Here is a 20,535-nt window from a genome sequence, read left to right as displayed (position 1 = left end):
ACGATGCCGTCATGAGCGACGATCTGCCACCCGACGGCGATCCCTTCGGCGGGATCCCGTTCATCGGTGAGCTGATGCGGATGCTCCAGGGCCAGGCGGGGGGTGGCACGGACGCGGCTCGTCAGCTCGCCCGCACCATCGCCAACGACGGTGAGTCGGAGGCGAACATCGACCCGGCGGACCGCATCGCCCTCGAGGAGCTCGTCCGGGTCGCCGAGCTCCGGGTGCAGGATGCGACCGACCTCCCGGTCGCTCGCCATGGTGCGCTGCGGGTCACCGTCGCCAACCGCTCCCAGTGGGCCGACCAGACGATCGATGACTATCGCCCGCTCTTCGAGACCCTCGCCGCGGCGATGACCGCAACCATGGCCCTGCCGGACGACGTCCCCGAGTCCGACCCGATGGCGCAGATGATGGCCGGGTTCTCGCAGATGATGGGCCCGATGATGCTCGGCATGACCACGGGCTCGATGGTCGGCAACCTCGCCCGCAGCGCGCTCGGCGGCTACTCACTGCCGGTGCCCCGTCCGCCCGACGCTCCCCTGCTCGTCCTGCTGCGCAACGTCGACCACTTCGGCGCCGAGTGGTCGCTCGATCGCGACGATCTCCGGCTGTGGGTCTGCCTCCACGAGGTGGCCCACCACGCGGTCCTCAACGTCCCCCACGTGCGCGAGCGGCTCACGGACCTGCTCCATCGCCATGCCGGCGGCTTCGAACAGGATCCGGCCGGTATCGGCGCCGGACTCGACGAGCTGGACCTGTCCGCCGGACCGGACGCCCTCGCCGAGCTGCAGGAGACGCTGTCGGACCCCGACAAGATCCTGGGTGCCGTTCGTTCACCGGCCCAGGAGGCGCTCCAGCCGGAGCTCACCGCGCTCGTCGCCGCCGTCACCGGCTATGTGGATCATGTGATGGATCAGACCGGCGGCACCCTCATCGGCAGCTACGCCATGCTGACCGAAGCGCTGCGGCGCCGCCGGGTCGAGGCGGACGCGAGCGATCGGTTCGTCGAACGGATCCTCGGCCTCGAACTCGACCGGGCGCAGTACGAACGGGGCACCGCGTTCGTCGCCGGCATCGTCGAGCGCGCCGGTTCCGACGGGCTCAACCGCCTGTTCGCCGAACCCGGCAACCTGCCGACGCCCAACGAGGTCGACGCGCCGGGGCTCTGGCTCGCCCGCATCGACCTCCCCGACGACGACGAACCCGACGCGGCTCAGTAGCGGGCGTCGTCGCCGTCTCGGCTGTCGGTCGGGGGCGGTGACGGATCGACTTCGACCCCGTCGATCGACGACACGTAGGGCGTCGTGTCGTCCCAGTAGTCCGGGGCGGCGAGCTCCGTCGCGGCCGCCGGCGGTGCGGGCTGCGACGCCTGCAGGTCCTCGTCGGTGAGCTCCGCGGTGTCGTCCTCCCCGTCGGGTTCCGGCGTCGCCGACTCGGGCACCGCGGGTCGTCGCCGTTGCCAGCCACCGCGGCCCGGGCCACCGGCGACGTACGACACGAGCGCAGCGCCGGCCGCGATCGCGACCACCCAGGCGCCCAACGGCACGCGCATGCGGATCATCACAGGGATGAAGGCGCCGATCGCGAAGAACAGCTGGAAGCGGGCCTCGAACCGGGCGAAGGACCGCCCGTAGTTCGCCCCCGGCGCGTCGCGCTGCACCAGGGCGTCGAACGCCAGCTTGCCGGTGACGGTGCCGAACGAGACGGAGAACCCGAGGAGCGCGGTGCCGAGGATGTCGCCCGTGAGCCCGGCCCACACGCTGGCGGCCACGATGATGCCGAGCGCCCCGGCCAGCATCCGCTCCTCGGTGATCCGCTGACGGATGGCCGGGGCGAGGCGGGCCCCGCTGAGCGAACCGCCGACGGCGAACAGGCCGACGAGCGCGAAATCGAGCAGGGAGGCACGGGGATCGCCGGTGATGTCGATGTCGCGCACGGTCGCCGTGGAGCCGCCGAACGCCGCGCCCTCGGTGCTCACGTCCACGCCGTCCTTGCCACCGCGCAGCTCGAACATGACGAGCATCGTGACGAAGCCGACCGCGCCGCGGATCACCGCCATCGAGGTGGCGGCGAGGAGGATGCGGGCGTCACGCAGCTCGGCTTTCTCGTCCGCCTCCAACGGCGAATCCGCCACGACCACCTTCGGGAGCTGGACCGCGAGCACGGTCGAGACGATGAAGCCGATCATCGCGATCGCGGCGGCGACCGCGGGCCCGCCGAGGATCGAGAACAGCCCCGCCACGGCCGCGCCGGACGGGCCTGCGATCGAGCTCAGCAGCGCGAGCCGGCTGTTGGCCCCGACGAAATCCTGCTCGCTGCGCACGAGCTGGGGCACGACAGCGCTCTTCGCCACCGCATAGCCCTTCTGGAGCACCAGGATGCCGAACGCTTCGGGGAACAGCAGCAACGTGTCGAAGTGCTGGATCATGAAGAAGGCGATGATCGCCCGGCCGACGAGGGTCGCCAGGATCATCATCCGCCGACCGCCCCGCACCCGGTCGATCGCCGGCCCGATGAGCGGGGTCACGACCGCGAAGGGCGCCATCGTCAACAGGAGGGCGAGCGCGACCCGACCGCGTGACTCCTCCGGGCTGATCGAGAAGAAGATCGAACCGGCGAGGGCGGCGGTGATGGCGCCGTCGGACGCGGCCGCGACGGCGTGGACCCGTGCGAGACGCACGAAGGGCGTCACGACGAATCCTTCGGCCCCTCGCGTCTCGGGCTGGGGTCGCCGGAGTGGGCGCCAGCCCGAGTCGGTCACGCCCGCATCCTAAGGTGCGCCTGGGTCGGCCGGATCGCGTCGAGCAGGTCGACGTCACGGTCGTAGGTCAGCACGCGGCCGGCCGAGACGAGGTCGAACCACCCGAGGGCATCGACCTCGTCGTTCGGTTCGAACGTGCCGTCGAGGATCTCCATCGTCCAGTAGACGACCAGTTTCTGCTTGCCCTTGGCGACATAGCGCACCTCGGGAAGGCGCTGGAGCCGGTTGCAGCGGTAGCCCGTCTCCTCTCGGACCTCGCGCTCGGCTGTGCGTCCGAGGGTCTCGCCGGGGTCCAGCTTCCCCTTCGGGAACGACCAGTCCGCTTGCTCCGGGCGGTGGACCAGCAGCACCTCGAGCTCGCCGCCGGCGTCGCGGATGACGACGCCGCCCGCCGCCCACACCTCGACGTCGGGATGGACCTCGGTCAGCTTCGCCCGAAGGTCACGCATGGGCCGCACTCCTCGCCCGCGCGAGCTGCTGGAACCGCTCGTGGGCATCGACGCCGACCGTACCCCGACGTCTCGTCCACACCCCGGACCCGTCGAGGGTCCACGCGAGGCGATCGTCGGTGAGGTTCACGTCGATCGCTTCCTGCAACCGGGCGAGCGTCGCCTCGTCCCGCAGCTCCAGGAGGACCTCGATCCGGCGGTCGAGGTTGCGGGTCATCAGGTCGGCACTGCCGATGTAGGTCAACGGCTCGCCGGGGCCGTTCCCGTTGCCGAACCGATAGATCCGCGAGTGCTCGAGGTAGCGCCCGACCACGGAACGGACGCGGATGCGGTCCGACAGACCCGGCACACCCGGACGCAGACAGCAGATGCCCCGCACGACGAGATCGATGTCCACGCCGCCCTGCGACGCCTCGTAGAGCTTCGCGATCATGTCGGCGTCGACGAGGCTGTTCATCTTCATGACGATGCGCCCCCGACCCGACTCGATCTCCCGGTCGATGAGGCGGTACAGCTCGGAGCGCAGGTGGTGCGGCGCGACGAGCAGGCGGGCGAACTGTTGCGCGTGGCTGTAGCCGGTCAGTCCGTTGAAGAGGTCGGCGAGATCGTCGCCCACCTCGGCGTCCGCGGTCAGGACCCCGAAGTCCTCGTAGATGCGGGCCGTGTGGTGGTTGTAGTTGCCCGTGCCGACGTGGCAGTAGCGCCGGATGCCATCGCCCTCCTGGCGCACGACCATGCAGATCTTCGAGTGGATCTTCAGACCGACGATCCCGTAGGCCACGTGCACGCCGGCCTGCTCCAGCCGCCGGGCCCAGCCGATGTTGGCCGCCTCGTCGAAGCGCGCCTTGAGCTCCACGAGGACGGCGATCTGCTTGCCGCCTTCGGCCGCCCGGATCAGCGCGTCGATGATCGTGCTGTCGCCCGACGTGCGGTAGAGCGTCAGCTTGATCGCCAGCACCTGCGGGTCCCGCGAGGCCTGTCGGATGAACTCGACCACCGATGATCCGAACGACGAGTACGGGTGGTGGAGGAACACATCGCCGCGGCGCATCGCCGCGAAGAACTCCGCCGGTCCGTCCTCGCCGACGAGCGCGGGCTCCACGACGCCCTGCCAGTCCGGCCACTTCAACTCGGGACGATCGAGCCCGGCGATCTCGAACAGCGAGGTCGCGTCGAGCGGCGCCGCCGTGGGGTAGATCTCGTGGGGTTCGAGGTCGAGCTCCCGGATCAGGAGGTCGAGAACGGCGTCGGAGATCGTCGCCGCGACCTCGAGCCGCACGGCCCGCCCGAACCGACGGCGACGCAGCTCCATCTCCACCGCGGCGAGCAGATCGTCGGCCTCGGCGTCCTCCAGCGTGAGGTCCGCGTTGCGGGTGACGCGGAACAGATGCGACTCGATGATCTCCATGCCCTCGAACAGCTGGTCGAGATGCGCCTCGATCACCGTTTCGAGCGCGACATAGCGCCCGTCGCCGATCTTCTGCCACCGGTCGATGGTGTTCGGCACCTTGACCCGGGCGAAGAGGGACCGGCCGTCGACCCGGTCCCGCACGACCACCGCGAGGTTCAGCGACAGGTCGGAGATGTAGGGGAACGGATGGCCGGGGTCCACCGCCAAGGGGGTGAGGATCGGGAAGATCCGTTGGCGGAAGTGCTCGGCCAGCTCGGCCCGTTCGGCGTCGGTCAGGTCGGCCGCGGCGACGAGTTCGATCCCGGCGTCCCGCAAGGCGGGCATCATGTCGTCGACGATCGCGTCCTCGTGCCGAGCCCCCAGTTCGGTGACGACGTCACGAATGGCCGCGACCTGCTCGCGCGGCGTGCGGCCGTCCGGCCCGGGCGTGGAGATCCCGCCCGCGACCTGGTCGTCGAGGCCGGCGACGCGTACCTGGAAGAACTCGTCGAGATTGCTGGCGTAGATGGCGAGGAACGCCACGCGTTCGAGCAGGGGCGTGTCGGGGTCGTCCGCCAGGGCCAACACCCGGGCGTTGAACGCGAGCCAACTGAGCTCGCGGTTGAGCAGGTCGGTGTCGTTGACGTCCCAGCCGCCGACCCGAGCCGAGCGCGACGACTCGTTCACGCGGCGACCTCGACCAGCAGGGCGGCCCCCAGTGCACCGCCGGTGTCACCGAGCATCGCGGAACGCACCGGCGCGCCCACGCCGGCGAAGGCGCGGGCGGCGACGCGCGCTTCCAGGTCGGCCCGAAACGGCTCACCGAGCCGCTCGGCCATCCCGCCACCCAGCACGATCAGCTCCACGTCGACGAGGGCGACGGCGCTGGCGAGTGCGGCGGCCATGGCCTCTGTCGCATCGTCCACGAGCCGGGCCGCAACGGGGTCCTCGGCCTCCAGGGCCTTCGCCCAGGTGCTCGACTTCATGCGTCCGTCGCCCACGAGCTCGACCAGCGCCGTCGCCTCACCGGCGTCGTGGTGGGCGCGGGCGCGCGCCTCCATCATCCGGCGACCGGCATAGTCTTCCAGCTCGCCGCGACCGACCGCCGCGTCGTGGAGGTCCCGGAACGCGACGTACGCGTGGCCCAGCTCGCCGGCAACGCCACGCGGGCCCTGCCGGAGCCGGCCGTCCAGCACCAGTCCGGCGCCCACGCCGGTGCCCATGAACACGCCGAGCAGGTCCGCGACGCCGGCCCCGGCACCGATCCGCGCCTCGGCGAGCGTGCCGACGTTCACGTCGTTGTCCACCACGACGCGTCGGCCTTCGCACCGCTCGGCGAGCCCCGCGGCGACGTCGACGTCGTGATCCCAACCCGGGAGGTTCCTCGCCACCGGGAGCACGCCGGTGCCGGGACGGACCGGGCCGGGCACGCCGACGCCGATCGCCGGGGCGCGATGGTCCGGGTCGATCTTCGCCACGACCGCGGCGATGGCGTCCAGCACGTCGTCGGGCCCGCCGACGCGCGGCGTCGACTTCTTCGCCTCGTCGATGATGCGGCCGTCCTCGACGAGGACCGCCATGGTCTTGGTGCCGCCGAGATCGACGCCGATGGAGATCACGCGTTGCCGCCCGTCCCCGGCGTCACGCAGTGGCCTCGTCGTCCTCCGGGTAGCCGAGGTCCCACTCGACGACGATGCGCTCGCGCTCACCGTCGCGGTTCACCCGCTCGCGATTGCGACGGAACTGGGGATCGTGCGGCGGGAGGAGCAGGAGTCGGGCGTTGACCCGGTCGCGGAAGCCGTCCATCACGTCGCGCTCGCCGTACACGGCCCGGATCTCCCAGTGGGGCGCGGTCGGACCGAGATAGACGATGGTCGCCTGGCCGATCGGCGGCTCGTCGGTCTCGAGGTCTGCGGTGTCGGTCATGGACGCCAGTGTAAACGAGCAGCTTCGTCCCGCCTCACGCCCGCTGGTTCCGCGAACTCTCCGGAAATTCACACGCAGAGTGGGGATATCGCTTCAGTGGGTGGCATGGGTCGGTCGAATCATGTTTTACGGGAACTTTCCCCGTCATCTGGGCGTACTACCACTACCGAGAGCGGGCTTTCGGCAGTGCGGGCGTCAGCGTGCGGACCCGAGCCCAAGGAGAATCCCCCATGGACACCAGTTGGATGGCCGCAGGAAATTGCGCCACCCACCCCCCGGACACCTTCTTTCCCTCCGACGGCGTCGGTGTGGAGGTGGCCCGCCGCATCTGCGACGGCTGTCCGGTCCAGGAGCGCTGCCTCGAGTACGCGCTGCGGAACCGCATCGACCACGGCGTGTGGGGTGGCACGAGCGAGCGCCAGCGGCGTCGCATCCTGAAGGCGCGTCGCCAGGAGACCATCGCGCTCGCGAGCTGAGACCCTCTAGTCCCAGACGCGGAACGGTTCGGCCACGACGTCGGCCGCATCGCGGAGTCGTTCGCCGAACGAGGGCGACCGGCTCGGCAGGTCGTGCATCATGTCGTCCATCATCGCGTCGTGGGGCTCGGCGCTCACGACGACCCAGACGTACCCGCTGCCGTCGATGACCGCGACGTAGGCGCCGTCGCGCGGCGCCGACCACATCGACGCCTCATCGGCGCGGACGACGGACCCCGACCCGAGGGCATCGACGTCGGCGTCGCCTTCGTGGCGGAACACCGAGATGGGCTCGCCGGCGGACGTGACGTAGACGAGATGGATCGTCGGCCCGTTCGAGAAGGCGTGGGCCATCTCGACGTCCCCCGGCATCGGCGGCGCAGCCGCCATCGCGTCGTCCATCGGGAGTTCGGCCATGGCCATCATCTCGTCGGGCATCGGGGCGCCCTCCACGACGGCCGCTGCGACCTCGTGCTGGGAGACGAGGTCACCGATCGCGGGCAGTGCGTTCGCCCCGCCCACACCACCCACCACACTGGCGATGATCACCAACGCGGCGGCAGCGGCGGCAAACGTGGGGACGCGGCGCCGCGCTCGCAGCGAGACGACGACGGCGGGCGCATCCTCGACCGCATCGACCGCACGCACGGCGTCGACGGCCGCGACGACGCGCTCCTGAACGCCGCCGGGCGGGTCGACCGCTTCGCCGCGCAACAACGCCCGCACCCGCCGCAGGTCCTCGTAGTCCGCGGCGAGCGCGGCGTCGGCGGCGAGCGCAGCGTCGACCGCGGCCCGCTCGGCGTCGTCGAGCTCACCATCGAGGTGGGCGGACAGCAACTCGCCGATCATGTCAGCAGCTCCCGCAGTCGCGAGCGGCCGCGGTGGACCCGCGAGCGGACCGTCCCGACCGGCACGCCCGTGTGGGTAGCGATCTCGTCGTAGCTGAGCCCGGCCACGTCACAGAGCACCACGGCGGTGCGGAACTCGTCCGCCAGCTGGTTCACGGCGGTCTGGATGTGGTCGGGCAGCGACCGCATGGCGAGGTCCTCGTCCGCGGCGGGTCCGCCCGCGATCACGCGATCGGGGTCGTCGGGCAGGGCCGTCTGCGGTCGCCGCTTGCGGCGCCGGGTCTCGTCGAGGAACACGTTGGTCACGATGCGGGCGAGCCATCCTTGGAGTGAGCCGGGGGTGTAGGTGACGAGGCCCCGCTTCACCCGGAGCAACGCCTCCTGGACAACGTCCTCGGCATCGGATTGGTTCCCCGCCAGTCGGTACGCGACGGCATACATGAATCGGAAGTGGTCACGCGCGACCTCCTCCCACGTGGGAACGGCATCGGCCGATCCTCGCTGGGTGTCACCGGGCACGGTGACGGTGGATCACTTGCTGGACTTGGCGTCGTCCTCGTCGTTGTCGTCGGCGTCCTCCGACAGACCCTTCTTGAATTCGTTCTGGGCCTGCCCGAGTGAGCGAGCGAGCTGCGGAATCTTGGCGCCCCCGAACACGACGACGACGAGGATCAGCAGATAGATCCATTCATTTCCGTTGATGATGGCGAGCATGGTCCGACAGTACCCCTTCAGACGTGAAGAACGTATGAGGGCCGCGCAAGATTCGACGAAAGCCGCTCACGAAGATTGTCGGCCGGTGACGGCCGACCCTGAGCGCAATCGGGTCGATCAGGCGGTGACGGAGCCGGCCTGGGCAGCTGCCGCGGCACGGGCCAGGGCCCGCTGACGGCGGATCCGGCGGCGCTCCCGCTCGCTCATCCCGCCCCAGATGCCGAACTTCTCGCCGTTCTGCAAGGCGTATTCGAGGCAGTCGTCGCGAACGACGCACCCTCGACAGACTTCTTTCGCCTCGCGGGTGGACGCTCCCCGCTCGGGGAAGAACAGATCAGGATCGACTCCGAGACAGTTGGCGTAGTCCTGCCACGCCTTCTCCTCGGCTTCGGTGTCGGAAGTGATGGCCATGAATCCTCCGTGGCGCTCGACGGGATCCGGATGTGGATCCCCTCCGCCCTGCTGCCACGGATGTAATTACATCACTGTGTTTCCGCTCTTGTAAAGGCCGCGAAGGGGTTTTTTGCGAGGACTACTCGCGAATGGGCGCCCTGGTGCCGGCCAGGAGCATCGAGACATCCTCCGCCGGAGCCGGACGCGCGAGGTGAAAGCCCTGCCCCCGCACGCACCCGAGCCGGACGAGTTCCCCGACCTGGGACGCGTCCTCGATGCCCTCCGCGACGACCTCCAACCGCAGGGTGCGGGCCAGACCGATCACGGATCGGACGATGGCTGTGTCGTCGGGATCGACTCCCACACCGTCCACGAAGGTGCGGTCGATCTTCAGGATGTCCACGGGGAACCGTTTCAGGTACGCGAGGGACGAGAAACCGGTGCCGAAGTCGTCGATCGCGACCTGCACCCCGAGTTCACGGAACCGGGCGAGGATGCGCGCGGACTCCTGCACGTCGTCCATGATCGCCGTCTCGGTGAGCTCGAGACACAGGCGGTTGGCGGGAAGCCCGGCGTGGCGCAATGCCTCCTCGACCTCCGCGACCACGGCGCCGCGCAGCTGGCGGGCCGACAAGTTGACGCGGGTGATGATGTCGTGACCGGCCGCGAGCCACGCGGCCCCCTGCAACGTGGCCTGGGTGAGGACCCAGCGTCCGAGGTCGACGACGAGACCGGTCTCCTCGGCGAGGCTGATGAACGAGCCCGCGGCGAGCAGACCCCGCTCCGGGTGGCGCCAACGGACCAGCGCCTCGGTGCCCACGATCTCGCCGGTCTCGAGCAGGAACTCGGGTTGATAGTGCACCTCGAGCTGACCGTTCTCGATGGCCCGCCGCAGATCGGTCTCGGTGCGGATGCGATCGACGACGGCCTGGCGCATCGACCCGTCGAACGCCTCCCAGCGATCCCGGCCCAGGCCTTTCGCCTGGTACATGGCCGCGTCGGCATGACGAAGCAGGTCCTCGACGGAGTCACCCTCGTTCGGGATCGCGATGCCGATCGAGGCACTCGGGAAGACCTCGTCGTCGCCGACGATCACCGGCTCGCGCAACAGGGTGAGGAGTCGGTCGGCGACCACGCCGGCGGCATGGGCGTCGGCGGGGGCGCGGAGCAGGATCGCGAACTCGTCGCCGCCGAGCCGGCAGAGACCATCGCCGGGCCGCAGGGACAGGCGGATCCGGTCCGAGCAGGTGATGAGGAGCTGATCACCGACACTGTGTCCGAGCGAGTCGTTGACGACCTTGAAGCGGTCGAGGTCGAGAACGAGCACTGCACAGTCGCTCTGGTGCGCCAGCTCCTGGGCGATCTCCGCGACCAGTGATCGCCGGTTCGGGAGACCGGTGAGCTCGTCATGGGTCGCCTGGTACTCGAGCATCTCGCGGTTGCGGCGGCGGTCGGTGATGTCCTCGGCGTAGCTGAGATACAGAGGACCACGGCGGCCCGGGATCGTGATGGCGGTCGAACGCACCGATGCCCAACGGATCGTGCCGTCCGGACGCCGGTAGACCGACTCGGTCTCGCTGCTGCCCTCGTGGGCATCGGCGAGCTGCTCGACCCGCTGATCGGCCATGTCACGCGGCATCACCTCGTGGAGGTCCGTCCCCACGAGTGCGTCGTGGCTGCGCCCGAGCAGATCACAGTAGGCGGCGTTGCAGTGCAGCAACCGGAGGTCGCGGTCGCGCAGGCTGATCCCGACGGGCGCGGAATTGAAGGCCGCACCGAAGTAGCGCTCCGCGGCCACCCGGGCCTCGTGTTGCACGAGGATGGAGTGGGCCGACCGGAACAGCTCGAGATCCTCGGCCGCGAAGGGGCCATTGCCCGGTCGCGACAGGGTGAGGTAGCTGCCGTCGCCCCGATGGTCCGAACCCGGCGCGGGCAGGAACGCGATCTGACGCGGGCCCGGTGGGACCGTGGCTCGCAGCATCTGCTGGGTCCCGGCCGGCGCTTCGTCGATCGGCCACTGGGTGGCGGACGCGGAGAAGTGCGGCGCCGTGGCGGGGTCCGTGAACCCGAGCGGCAGGACGAACGACTGGAAGCGCTCGTCGAGCGCGCCGACGCCGTCCTTCGCGACATGGAGCACCGCGTCACAGTCGAATCCTTCCGGCCCCGCCGCGAAGCGGCAGATGGTGGCCTGATCGACGCCGACCGAGGCGACAAGCTCGGCGAACGCCGCCTCGGCCGTCTCGTTGGAATCCGCATCGACGGACAGGAGCGTGGTGGCGAATCGACGGAGCCGATCCTCGTGCTGGAGTCTGCGGCTGACGAGCAACTCGGCGTCCGCCCGTTGCCAGAGCTGCTCGACGAGCCGCGTGACGTTCTCCAGCACGTCGAGCTGGATGTCCAGATCGTCGATCTGGTGCTTCGGCCGGGCGATCTGGGCCGCGAGTCCGCACTCGAAGTCGTCGTACCCGAAACGCTGGATCAGCATCGTGTGGCTGCTCAGTTCAGGGATCGGCGCGTGGGCGCCGAGCTCCACGACCTCGGACTCGGCCGACGTCGCGAGCAGACTCGACAATGGGTGACCCGCGCCGGAGACCTCGATCCGGGAGGCATCGAGGTCGGCGTGGTCCGGGTCCGACCATCCGAAGACGCGACGCAAGGGTTCGTCGGCCGGCACGTCCCAGTAGCTGATCGCGACGTGCCCGAAGAACGTACCGATGCGCTCGAGTGCCTCCGCGACGGCACTGTTGTGGTCGTGAGGAGGCTGCTCGATGAACGATCGCGCGATCGAGCCGACCAGCTGATCGGCCTCCGCCCGCCGCCGGGAGTGCCGCTCGAGCAGGAGACGACGGCGCAGCTGGGCGATCGAACCGACCATCGAAAGCAACGAGGGCTCCGCGTCCTCGGAGAAGGTGCTCCCGGCGCGTACCGTCGCGACGAGCATCACGACGTCGCGGCCACGAACGGTGGGGAGCACGATGGTCTCGATGCCGGCCGGTGCGGTCGGGAAGAGATCGCTCAGCGGCCAGCGGCTACTCGCGGCGGGATCGAGGATCCGGGCCATGGCGGGTGCATCGCGGTCGAGGGGCGGCAGCGAGGCGAGCATCGCCAGGCCGTCTTCGGTCACCTCGCACGACACCTGCATCTGCAGGGAAGGACGATCGAGGTGGAGCAGGGTGAGCGACGCCAGGCCGAAGTGGCGGCGCAGCTCCTCGAGCCCGTCCTCCACGACCTGGTTCGCATCGTCGAGCGTGGCGTGGACGAAGCGCGCCGATGTGTCGGCGAGCACCCGTTCGATCGACTGCTGGCGTTCGAGTCGACGGGCGTACTGGATACGGAGGTGGAGCTGCCCGATGATCGCGCCGACACTGCGGACCGTCGCGATGTCCTCCTCGTGCCACCAGCGGCCCGTGTGGTCGGTGAGTACCACTCCGCCGATGAGATCGACGGCACTGCCGTAGCCGACCACCAGGAGCTTGGTGTCGTCCGGATCGAGCTGCCGGTTGTCGCCCAGATCGAGCGACCCGAGCCGCATGATCCCCCAGCCCCGTGATCGGATGCCGTCGCCAGGTGGCAGCGGCATCGTCCACCCCGCCGCGGCGGGACGTCCGTCCGTTCGCACGGCAGCGTCGCACCAGATCGTGTCGGGACCGAACCGCCAGATCGACGCTTCGACCACGCCGAAGTGGTCCTGCACGAGCCGCAGGATCGTCGCGACCCGCTCGTCCACGTTGGCCGTGGTCGTGTCGACGGCCGCGGCGGCAACCGCGGCCGTGAGCGCCTCGCCCCGGAGGCGCTCGTGGATCGCGGCGTCTCCCCGGAGGCGCACACGCGTCTGCTCGGCGAGGGACGCCAGGGCCTTCGCCGCGGCGATCTCGTCGTCGGTCCAGGTCTTGTCGTCGGCGATGAAGACCACGAAGCCGCTGGGAGCGACCCCGATCGGGACGACCAGCCCCGTCCCGGAGGGCGTCAACGGCGGACCGTCCAGTTCGAAGGAGGAGACCTCGACGAATCGGACACCGCTCTCGACGAGTCGTCGCCCGCCATCCTCGTCGAAGGGTGCACTGACCCGATCGTGGCTGAGCTCGCCGTCGGCAGCGCGTGAGGCCACCCGCACGGCCCGATCGTCCACGGAGGCCCAGATGCTCGCGCCCGTGAGCCCGAATCCCTCGATGGCGAGTCGGAGCGTCTCCTCCATGACCTCGTCGAGTGCCTCGAGGGTGGTCCGCGCCGCGATCGTCGCAACCGCCGAGATCATCCGATCGAGCTCGTGTCGACGGCGGAGGCGGGCATCCATGTCGGTTCGCAGCACGAGATTCTGGATGCTGCGCGAGACGGACTTCGCGAACTCGATGTCCTCCTCGAGCCACGTGCGGTTGCGGGCGTCCATGAACACCACGACGCCCGCCACCTCGGTACCGACGTAGCGGGGCACGACCAGCACGTCGCCGACCGAGTTGACCAGCGCGTCGGGCGATCGCACGAAGTCCTCGAGCGGGCGCACCAGATGGCCGGCGTTGGCGCTCTCGAGCAAGCGGGCAACGGTGTCGCTGGTCCGCGTGCCGATCGGCACCGGTCGCTCGCCGAACACGTCCGTCGACGCGACGAGCACGAACTCGTCGCCGTCGCGCACGAGCGTGGAGGCGGCAGTGGTGTCGAGCGACGTGCGCGCCAGCTCCAGCATGGCTTCGAGCGTCTCGGGATCCGGTGTGGCCGTGGCCGCCATCTCCGACAGCTCGTTGAGACGGTCCTGGCGCTCGGCCCGGTCGCGCAGCTCGCGCTCGGCGCAGATGCGCTGGCGGGCGGCACCCACGATCGCGCTGAGCATCCCGAGGGCGCGGAGGATGTCCACGCCGGGCACGCAGCCGGGCTCGCCGATGAAGGCGGTGAACTTCGAGAACCCTCCGCTGTTCGCCGGCGCGGCGACGATGGGGCAGCCTCGCGGACCCTTCACGGTGGTGAGGCCGGTGACCTCTTCCAGCGAGCGGGCGATCACACCGAACGCCTCGACCTCCTCCAGCGTTGTGAGCGTGTCGTCGAACCACACGACGCCTTCGTCCGTCGTCGTGGCCTCGCCGACCGTATTCGCCCCGAGAAGGCGGCCGAACCGGCCGAACACGTCGACCAGCACCTCGTCGAACCCGTCGAGGGGGGCATCGGCGAGCTCGACCACCGACCGCTGGAGCTCGCCCGCGATCAACTGGTGCCACGCTTCGGAACCGACTTCGGGACGCACGGTCTCCCCTCCGGATGCACTCACCCCCTGCCCATCGGCGGCGGCGGTGTCACGTTGAGGCTGAGGGTCGTTCAGCGCTATCGCCTTCCACGCACCATCGACTTCTTGTGCTCGACGAAGTCATGGAGAATGTAGTCGCCGAGGTTGTCGTTGGTGGTGAAGAAGGCGCGGCCGCCGTTCATGCGGGAGATCTGCTCCACGAAGTGACGCAGGTAGTGGGTGACATCGAGCACGAAGGTGTTGATGCGGATGTCCTCGCGGGTGCACTTGGCGACCTCGGCGAGCGTGAGGTCCACCGTCTCCTGTGAGGGCGGATAGTTGAAGTACGGCTGGCCGGACTTCGTGATGTGGGCGGTGGGCTCGCCGTCGGTGATCATGATGATCTGCTTCGTGCCGGTCTCACGGGCGAGCATCTTGCGGGCCAGCTGGAAGCTGTGCTGCATGTTGGTGCCGTACACATAGTCCCAGCTGAGCTCGGGGAGGGTGGCGGCGTTGAACTCGCGGGCCACCTCGCTGAACGACACCATCCCGAGGAAGTCGCGTGGGTACTGGCTGGAGATCAGCGAATGGAGGGCCATGGTGACCTTCTTCGCGGGCAGGAAGTTGTCCCGCATCGCCATCGACATCGAGATGTCGAGCATCAGCACGGTGGCCGACCGCACCTGCTGTTCGGTGCGCTCGATCTCGAAGTCGTCCGGATGGAGACGGACCGGCGTGCCCCCGCCGGACCGGGCGATGGAGTTGCGCAGCGTCTGTTCGATGTGGAGGTTGAACGGATCGCCGTATTCGTAGGCCTTGGTCTCGTACTCCCGCTCGTGGCCCTGGCCCGCCTTGTGGAGCTCGTGCTTGCCCATCATGTCGTCGGACATCTGCTTGAAGATCTCTTCGAGGGCACCGTTGCCGATCTTGCGGATGGCCCGAGGCGTCAGTTCGTAGCGCCCCTCGCGGTTCTCGATCAGCCCGGCCTCTTCGAGCATGCGCGCCAGCTCGGCCATGCGCTCGAGTGACTCGGCCGACTCGTCGCCGAGCAGGTCACGGGCCCGGTCGATGTCGACCTCGGCGAGTGCGCCGGGATTGGTGGCACCCCGCAGGAGGTTGTCGAGCTGATCGATGTCGCCCAACTCGCCCATCATGTCCATCGCCTGGGGCATGTCGAGCGGGTCCTGGCCCTGGAAGTCGTAGCCCTGGCCCCAGCCCATCTGGGGGAACTGCTCGCGCAGGTTGTCGGCCAGCTGGTTCATCTGGAAGTTGAGGTCCATGTCCTCCATGAGCTGGTTGCTCAGCTCCTGGAGCTGCTGGCGCTGCTCCGGCGACATGGAGTTCATCATCTGCTGGGCCTGTGCCATCCGCTGGGCCATGACCTCGAGCAGCTCGTCGAGGGTCTGCGGGTTCTCCGGGAAGAAGTCCCCGTAGTCCTCCATGAACTTCTCGAAGTCCGGCTCGACCCCGTTGGCCCGCTGCTCGAGCATGTTGTTGAGCTCGGCCAGCATGTCCTTCATGCGCTGCATGTCCTCGGGCGACATGTTGTTGACGCCGTCGGCGATCTGGTCGAGTTGCTGTTGCATCAGCTGCTCGCGGAGCTTGTCCATCAGCTCCTCGAACTTCTGCTGTGCCTCTTCGCTCTCGAACTCGTAGCTCTGCAGCCCCTTGACCTGTCCGGCGAGGTCGGGCGGGAGCATGTCGAGCTCCATGTTCTTCATCGTGGCCGAGTCGCTCGCGAGCTCGGCTCGCCGTTCGTCGCCGGAGTCGGCGGCGTTCTCGACCATGTCGTTCAACGCCTGACGCTCCTCCTCGACCACCTCACGCAGCGCGTCGGCGATGTCGTCGAACACGCCGCCGAGGTCGTGCTTGTCGAGGATGTCGCGGCGGCGTTCGCGCAGCTTGTCGAGCATGTCGCGGATGCCCTCCATCCGGCGCCCGTCCATGTCCTGCATGCCGCCCTGCATCATCTGGCGCAGGGCGTTGTTGACGTCGCCGTGGTAGAGCAGGTCGTCGGCGAGCTCGTCGAAGAGATGGTCGGCGTCGACCTGGAAGCCCGTCTGCGAACCGTCCCAACGCGAATAGGTGAAGTGGGGCGGCTGACGCCGCTGGCGGCGACGACGACGGAAGACCATGTCCGGACCCTAACCCGCCGTCACCGCCTCGGACCCATCGTCCCGCCTCGGCTTCGACCCGCCTCCTCACTCTTGTTAACGTTCACTAACCATGTCGGACGCCGCCCGCCCACTCGATGACGACGCCCTCGCGGACGCGGTCGACGCGGCGCCGTCGCGGCGACCGTCGAACCGCCGGGAGTTGATCCTCGCGGCCGCGATCGACCTGTTCCACGAGCGCGGCTATCCCGCAACCGGGGTCGACGACATCGGCAAGGCCGTCGACGTCAGCGGTCCCGCCATCTATCGCCACTTCTCCTCGAAGGAGGAGATCCTCCTGGAGGCCATCCAGATGGCCGCGGACGAGGTCCACGAGGCGAACGAGAACGCCCGCGTCTCGGGTTCCGGCCCGATGGGTGTCCTCGAGGGCTATGTCCGCGCCTATGTCCGCGTCGCCCTCGAACGCTCGGCGCTGATCTCGGTGTGGACGAGCGAAGCCCGCCATCTGTCCTCGCAGCGCCGATCGCCGATGACCCGTCGGCTCCGGGCCTGGTCGACCGAGTGGAGCGACGAACTCCGCTCGGCCAGACCCGAGCTGACCGACGCGGACGCCCGCGTGCTCGTGTCCGGGGCGATCGGCCTGATCACGACAACGGCGACCGCCGATCTCGATGCCGATCGGCTCGCCGACCGCATCACCGCGATGGCGATGGCGACGCTCGCCGCGCCCACCCCCTGAACCGCCCACACCACCCATCGACAGGAGAAACCATGCCCATCGACCCGAACGCCGTCGGCAACACGTCCGAACCCGGCACCATCACCTGGACGTCGGACGACAGCCTGCTCTACGCCCTCGGCGTCGGCGCGGGCGTCACCGACCCGACCGGGTTCGAGCTGGAGTTCACCACCGAGAACACCCAGGAGACCGAACAGAAGGCGCTGCCGACGCAGGTCGTCGTGATGGGCTCCGGCGGCATGCCGAAGTTCGGGGACTTCAACCTCGCGGCGCTGCTGCACGGCGAGCAGGCGATCGAGATCCACCAGACCGTGCCGCCGGCGGGGACCGCCGTCGGCCAGGGAAAGGTCGCCGCGATCTACGACAAGGGCAAGGCGGCGCTGGTCCGACTCGAGACCACCGTGACCGACGCGGACGGCAACCCGCTGTGGACCTCGCGCAGCGGCCTCTTCATCTCGGGCGAGGGCGGGTGGGGCGGCGACCGCGGCCCGGCGAGCGACTGGGCGTTGCCCGAACGGGACGCCGACCAGGTGATCAGCTACGAGACGAGGGACGACCAGGCGCTGCTCTACCGCCTCAACGGCGACCGCAACCCGCTGCACTCCGACCCGTCGTTCGCGGCGATGGCCGGCTTCGACAAGCCGATCCTGCACGGGCTGTGCACCTTCGGCTTCACCGGCCGTGCCCTGCTGCACGGACTCTGCGACTCGGACCCGGACCGCTTCGGCTCGATGGGAGGCCGGTTCAAGTCACCGGTGATGCCGGGCGAAACGCTCGACGTCCACATGTGGAACGAGGGCGACGAGACGCTGTTCCAGACCCGGGTCGGCGACCGCGTCGTCTTCGACGCCGGTGTCTTCACCAACCGCTGAGTTCCGCTGGGGCGTCACCTCCTCATCGGTCTCCGCCGAGGGGGTGTCGCCCTACGCCGACTGGTCCGAGTGGGAGAGCGACGGCCGCGCCCCGCGCTCGGGCGACGGGTTCGGCCTCCACGAGGACTTCCGCGACGACGTCGCCCAGTTCGCCGAGCTCGGCTGCACCGACTGGCGCGTCACGATCGAGTGGGCCCGGATCGAACCCGAGGAGGGACGCCTCGACAGCGACGCGCTCGATCGGTACCGCGACATCCTCGCCGCGGCTCGCGACGCCGGCCTGCGCAACTGGCTCACGCTCCAGCACACCTCGCTGCCCGGGTGGTATCTCGACGACGAGGGCGGGCACCGCGATGCCGGCGCCCGCGGCCGGTTCTGGGCCCGCCACGTCGACCGCGTCGCCGAGGAACTCGACGAGTTCGCGGACGGCTTCGTGCCGATCGACGACCCCATCGGCTGGGCCCTGCGGGGTTACGGACTCGGGACCCGACCACCCGGGCGCACCGATCCCCGGTGGATGCGCGAGGCCGTCGAGGGCGCGATCCTCGCCGTGCACGACGCGGTCCGGCTGCTGTCGTCCGGTCGCCAGTCGGTGATGACCACGTGGCGCGCCGACCCGGTGCACGCGCGGGCCGAGGAGGACGGCCGCATCCCGGTCGAGGCCGAGCAGGCGACCCGCCGCTGGGACGATCTGCTCTGGGGCACCTGGCTGCGCGCCCACGCGAACGGCATGCTCGAGATCGAGGGTCGGCCGACCACGGAGGTCCCCGCCTTCGTGAACGAGGTCGACATCGTCGGCATCGTCCACGATCACCCGATCGGCGTCGGCCCGCAGGGCGCGTTGGGGCCGTGGCCGCCCGATGCCCGCCGAGCGGCCGACGGCTTCGCGCCCGAGCCGGATGAGTTGGCCGAGGCGATCCACCGCACTGTCGAGACACTCCCCGATCACTCGATCGCCGTCGCCGGCCACGGCATCGCCACGACCGACGACGCCTGGCAGGACGATCAGCTCGCGCGAGGTCTCGCCCATGTGCGCGAAGCCGCCGCCGACGTCGGTCTCTGCGGCTACTTCCACGACGCGGGCGTCGACGGCTACGAGTGGAAGAAGGGATTCGACGCCCCGCGGGGCCTCCTGCGCCGTGACCGATCCCACCGCCCGGCTGCCGCCACGTTCCGCGACGCCGCCCGCGGTTGATCAGCTGCGGCTTCGGAACTGCGACTTCTGGCCGGAGCCGTCCTTGTTGAGCCGCTTGGAGAGGTGCAGACCCTCGAGCACGAGCTCGATCGCGCTGGCGACCATGGCCGGCGACTCGGCGTCGGCGGCGTCCTCGTCGGCCAGCAGCGCCTTGACCGGCACGGCCAAGGCGGGGATCTGCTCCATCAGGCCGGCGTAGGCCTCGTCGGTGACGTCCTCGCCGGTGTCGACCACGACGTCGCCCTCGAACGCGTCGACGACGGCGCGGTGGGTGTCGGGCGGCACGCGGTCCTTGAAGACCGCGAGCGTCGCGGCCCGCACGAGGTTCTCGAGGATCTCGTGGTCACGGCCCTCGTCGAGCGTCTCGATCTCGATCTTGCCGGAGGTTGACGCGGGCAGCGCGTCGAGGTCGACGACGCGGGGTACGACATGGGTCGCACCGGAGCGCAGGCTGCGGCGCACCGCGTTGGCCACCATCACCTCGGTGTTCGAGATGGACAGCCGCACGGAGACGCCGGAGCGCTGGTTGACCTGCTGACTGGCACGCGCCGCGTGGCTGATGTTGGCGCAGATCTCCGTCATGAAGCTCGGCACGGCCACGTCGACGCCGTCGATCGTCGGCATGTCCGCTTCCTGCTCGACGATCGCCACTTCGGTGTCGACATCGAGCGGGTAGTGGGTGCGGATCTGGGAGCCGAAGCGGTCCTTGAGCGGCGTGATGAGCCGGCCGCGGTTGGTGTAGTCCTCCGGGTTCGCGGAGGCGACCAGCATGACGTCGAGCGGCAGGCGCACCTTGTGGCCGCGGATCTGCACGTCGCGTTCCTCGAGCACGTTGAGCAGGCCGACCTGGATGCGCTCGGCGAGATCGGGCAGCTCGTTCATCGCGAAGATGCCGCGGTTGGTGCGGGGCACGAGGCCGTAGTGGAGCACCAGCTCGTCGGACAGGTAGCGACCCTCGGCGATCTTGATCGGGTCGACCTCACCGATGAGGTCCGCGATCGCGGTGTCCGGGGTGGCGAGCTTCTCGCCGTAGCGCTCGTCGCGGTGCACCCAGGCGATCGGCGTGTCGTCGCCCTGTTCGGCGACGAGGTCCCGCCCGTACCGCGAGATGGGTGCGTAGGGGTCGTCGTTGATCTCGGACCCCGCCACGATCGGCATCCACTCGTCGAGCAGGCCGGTGAGACCACGGATCATCCGCGTCTTGGCCTGGCCCCGCTCGCCGAGGAAGATGATGTCGTGCCCCGCGATGAGGGCGTTCTCGAGCTGGGGCGTGACGGTGTTCTCGTAGCCGAGGACTTCGGGGAACAGCGGCTCGCCGGACCGAATCCGCTCGATCGCGTTGCGGCGGATCTCCTCGCGGAGCGGCGTGGACACCCAACCGCTGTCGCGCAGGGCACCGAGGGTCTCTGGTCTCGACATGGCGGCGACCCTAGCCGGGCGGAC

The 20,535-nt window shown here is 69.5% G+C and carries 17 protein-coding genes; 5 read left to right on the top strand and 12 right to left on the bottom strand.

The genetic code is table 11. The annotated features are described in order from the left end of the window. Positions 1-11: 11 nt before the first annotated feature. Positions 12-1,223 (top strand): zinc-dependent metalloprotease, encoded by a 1,212-nt coding sequence (locus tag R8F63_19890; protein MDW3220871.1) that lies wholly within the window; start codon positions 12-14, stop codon positions 1,221-1,223. Here R8F63_19890 and R8F63_19885 read toward each other — a convergent pair. Genes R8F63_19885 through R8F63_19865 form a run of 5 tightly spaced genes read right to left on the bottom strand, consistent with a single transcriptional unit; the run spans position 1,217 to position 6,529 of the window. After that, positions 1,217-2,764 carry a hypothetical protein gene (locus R8F63_19885; GenBank protein ID MDW3220870.1) on the bottom strand — a complete coding sequence of 516 codons (1,548 nt, stop codon included), beginning with the start codon at positions 2,762-2,764 and terminating at the stop codon, positions 1,217-1,219. The genes R8F63_19890 and R8F63_19885 overlap by 7 nt on opposite strands. Further along, positions 2,761-3,213 (bottom strand): NUDIX hydrolase, encoded by a 453-nt coding sequence (locus R8F63_19880; protein MDW3220869.1) that lies wholly within the window; start codon positions 3,211-3,213, stop codon positions 2,761-2,763. Before R8F63_19880 ends, R8F63_19885 begins: the two co-directional genes overlap by 4 nt. Further along, on the bottom strand, positions 3,206-5,290 hold the full coding sequence (ppk1, locus tag R8F63_19875; protein ID MDW3220868.1) for a polyphosphate kinase 1: 2,085 nt from the start codon (positions 5,288-5,290) through the stop codon (positions 3,206-3,208). The genes R8F63_19880 and ppk1 overlap by 8 nt, the downstream gene beginning before the upstream one ends. Further along, positions 5,287-6,222: an ROK family protein gene (locus R8F63_19870; protein MDW3220867.1), complete on the bottom strand. Its 936-nt coding sequence runs from the start codon at positions 6,220-6,222 to the stop codon at positions 5,287-5,289. Before R8F63_19870 ends, ppk1 begins: the two co-directional genes overlap by 4 nt. Before the next feature lie 22 nt (positions 6,223-6,244). Next, the gene (locus R8F63_19865) at positions 6,245-6,529 is read right to left on the bottom strand and encodes a hypothetical protein (GenBank protein MDW3220866.1); all 285 of its coding nucleotides are present in this window, start codon (positions 6,527-6,529) and stop codon (positions 6,245-6,247) included. 230 nt (positions 6,530-6,759) lie between these two features. Here R8F63_19865 and R8F63_19860 point away from each other — a divergent pair, with 230 nt between their 5' ends. Then, entirely contained in the window at positions 6,760-7,005 is a 246-nt protein-coding gene (locus R8F63_19860) for a WhiB family transcriptional regulator (protein MDW3220865.1), read from the top strand. Between the two features lie 6 nt (positions 7,006-7,011). Here R8F63_19860 and R8F63_19855 read toward each other — a convergent pair whose 3' ends face one another. From R8F63_19855 to R8F63_19830, 6 genes are all read right to left on the bottom strand, one after another. Beyond that, complete coding sequence (locus tag R8F63_19855; GenBank protein ID MDW3220864.1) at positions 7,012-7,854, bottom strand: zf-HC2 domain-containing protein; 843 nt, start codon at positions 7,852-7,854, stop codon at positions 7,012-7,014. Further along, positions 7,851-8,372, bottom strand: coding sequence for a sigma-70 family RNA polymerase sigma factor (locus tag R8F63_19850; protein ID MDW3220863.1), 522 nt, complete (start codon positions 8,370-8,372; stop codon positions 7,851-7,853). The genes R8F63_19855 and R8F63_19850 overlap by 4 nt, the downstream gene beginning before the upstream one ends. A gap of 12 nt (positions 8,373-8,384) precedes the next feature. Continuing rightward, positions 8,385-8,567, bottom strand: coding sequence for a twin-arginine translocase TatA/TatE family subunit (locus tag R8F63_19845; protein ID MDW3220862.1), 183 nt, complete (start codon positions 8,565-8,567; stop codon positions 8,385-8,387). 117 nt (positions 8,568-8,684) lie between these two features. Further along, positions 8,685-8,978 (bottom strand): WhiB family transcriptional regulator, encoded by a 294-nt coding sequence (locus R8F63_19840; GenBank protein MDW3220861.1) that lies wholly within the window; start codon positions 8,976-8,978, stop codon positions 8,685-8,687. 121 nt (positions 8,979-9,099) lie between these two features. Then, positions 9,100-14,193: an EAL domain-containing protein gene (locus R8F63_19835; protein MDW3220860.1), complete on the bottom strand. Its 5,094-nt coding sequence runs from the start codon at positions 14,191-14,193 to the stop codon at positions 9,100-9,102. 77 nt (positions 14,194-14,270) lie between these two features. Then, positions 14,271-16,307, bottom strand: coding sequence for a hypothetical protein (locus R8F63_19830; protein MDW3220859.1), 2,037 nt, complete (start codon positions 16,305-16,307; stop codon positions 14,271-14,273). Positions 16,308-16,398: 91 nt separating this feature from the next. On the opposite strand from R8F63_19830, the gene R8F63_19825 reads away from it, so the two are divergent. Genes R8F63_19825 through R8F63_19815 form a run of 3 tightly spaced genes read left to right on the top strand, consistent with a single transcriptional unit; the run spans position 16,399 to position 19,092 of the window. Beyond that, positions 16,399-17,025, top strand: a complete 627-nt coding sequence (locus tag R8F63_19825; protein ID MDW3220858.1) for a TetR/AcrR family transcriptional regulator — start codon at positions 16,399-16,401, stop codon at positions 17,023-17,025. Between the two features lie 32 nt (positions 17,026-17,057). Beyond that, positions 17,058-17,897: a MaoC/PaaZ C-terminal domain-containing protein gene (locus tag R8F63_19820; GenBank protein MDW3220857.1), complete on the top strand. Its 840-nt coding sequence runs from the start codon at positions 17,058-17,060 to the stop codon at positions 17,895-17,897. Beyond that, entirely contained in the window at positions 17,878-19,092 is a 1,215-nt protein-coding gene (locus R8F63_19815; protein MDW3220856.1) for a family 1 glycosylhydrolase, read from the top strand. Before R8F63_19820 ends, R8F63_19815 begins: the two co-directional genes overlap by 20 nt. On the opposite strand, the gene R8F63_19810 is transcribed toward R8F63_19815, so the two are convergent. Further along, complete coding sequence (locus tag R8F63_19810; protein ID MDW3220855.1) at positions 19,093-20,511, bottom strand: sigma 54-interacting transcriptional regulator; 1,419 nt, start codon at positions 20,509-20,511, stop codon at positions 19,093-19,095. Positions 20,512-20,535 lie beyond the last annotated feature (24 nt).

It is taken from the genome of Acidimicrobiales bacterium (genome assembly GCA_033344915.1).
In the GTDB taxonomy this organism is placed as follows: Bacteria; Actinomycetota; Acidimicrobiia; order Acidimicrobiales; family Aldehydirespiratoraceae; genus JAJRXC01.
The sequence above is the reverse complement of the archived record's forward strand: the minus strand, read 5'-3'. Positions and strand labels throughout refer to the sequence as shown.

What these genes read in the sequence shown, in the direction of transcription:
- R8F63_19890 (MDW3220871.1), top strand. Translation starts at nt 12, where the DNA reads ATGAGCGACGATCTGCCACCCGACGGCGATCCCTTCGGCGGGATCCCG.
- R8F63_19880 (MDW3220869.1), bottom strand. Translation starts at nt 3,213, where the DNA reads ATGCGTGACCTTCGGGCGAAGCTGACCGAGGTCCATCCCGACGTCGAG.
- R8F63_19865 (MDW3220866.1), bottom strand. Translation starts at nt 6,529, where the DNA reads ATGACCGACACCGCAGACCTCGAGACCGACGAGCCGCCGATCGGCCAG.
- R8F63_19860 (MDW3220865.1), top strand. Translation starts at nt 6,760, where the DNA reads ATGGACACCAGTTGGATGGCCGCAGGAAATTGCGCCACCCACCCCCCG.
- R8F63_19855 (MDW3220864.1), bottom strand. Translation starts at nt 7,854, where the DNA reads ATGATCGGCGAGTTGCTGTCCGCCCACCTCGATGGTGAGCTCGACGAC.
- R8F63_19845 (MDW3220862.1), bottom strand. Translation starts at nt 8,567, where the DNA reads ATGCTCGCCATCATCAACGGAAATGAATGGATCTATCTGCTGATCCTC.
- R8F63_19840 (MDW3220861.1), bottom strand. Translation starts at nt 8,978, where the DNA reads ATGGCCATCACTTCCGACACCGAAGCCGAGGAGAAGGCGTGGCAGGAC.
- R8F63_19830 (MDW3220859.1), bottom strand. Translation starts at nt 16,307, where the DNA reads ATGGTCTTCCGTCGTCGTCGCCGCCAGCGGCGTCAGCCGCCCCACTTC.
- R8F63_19825 (MDW3220858.1), top strand. Translation starts at nt 16,399, where the DNA reads ATGTCGGACGCCGCCCGCCCACTCGATGACGACGCCCTCGCGGACGCG.
- R8F63_19820 (MDW3220857.1), top strand. Translation starts at nt 17,058, where the DNA reads ATGCCCATCGACCCGAACGCCGTCGGCAACACGTCCGAACCCGGCACC.
- R8F63_19810 (MDW3220855.1), bottom strand. Translation starts at nt 20,511, where the DNA reads ATGTCGAGACCAGAGACCCTCGGTGCCCTGCGCGACAGCGGTTGGGTG.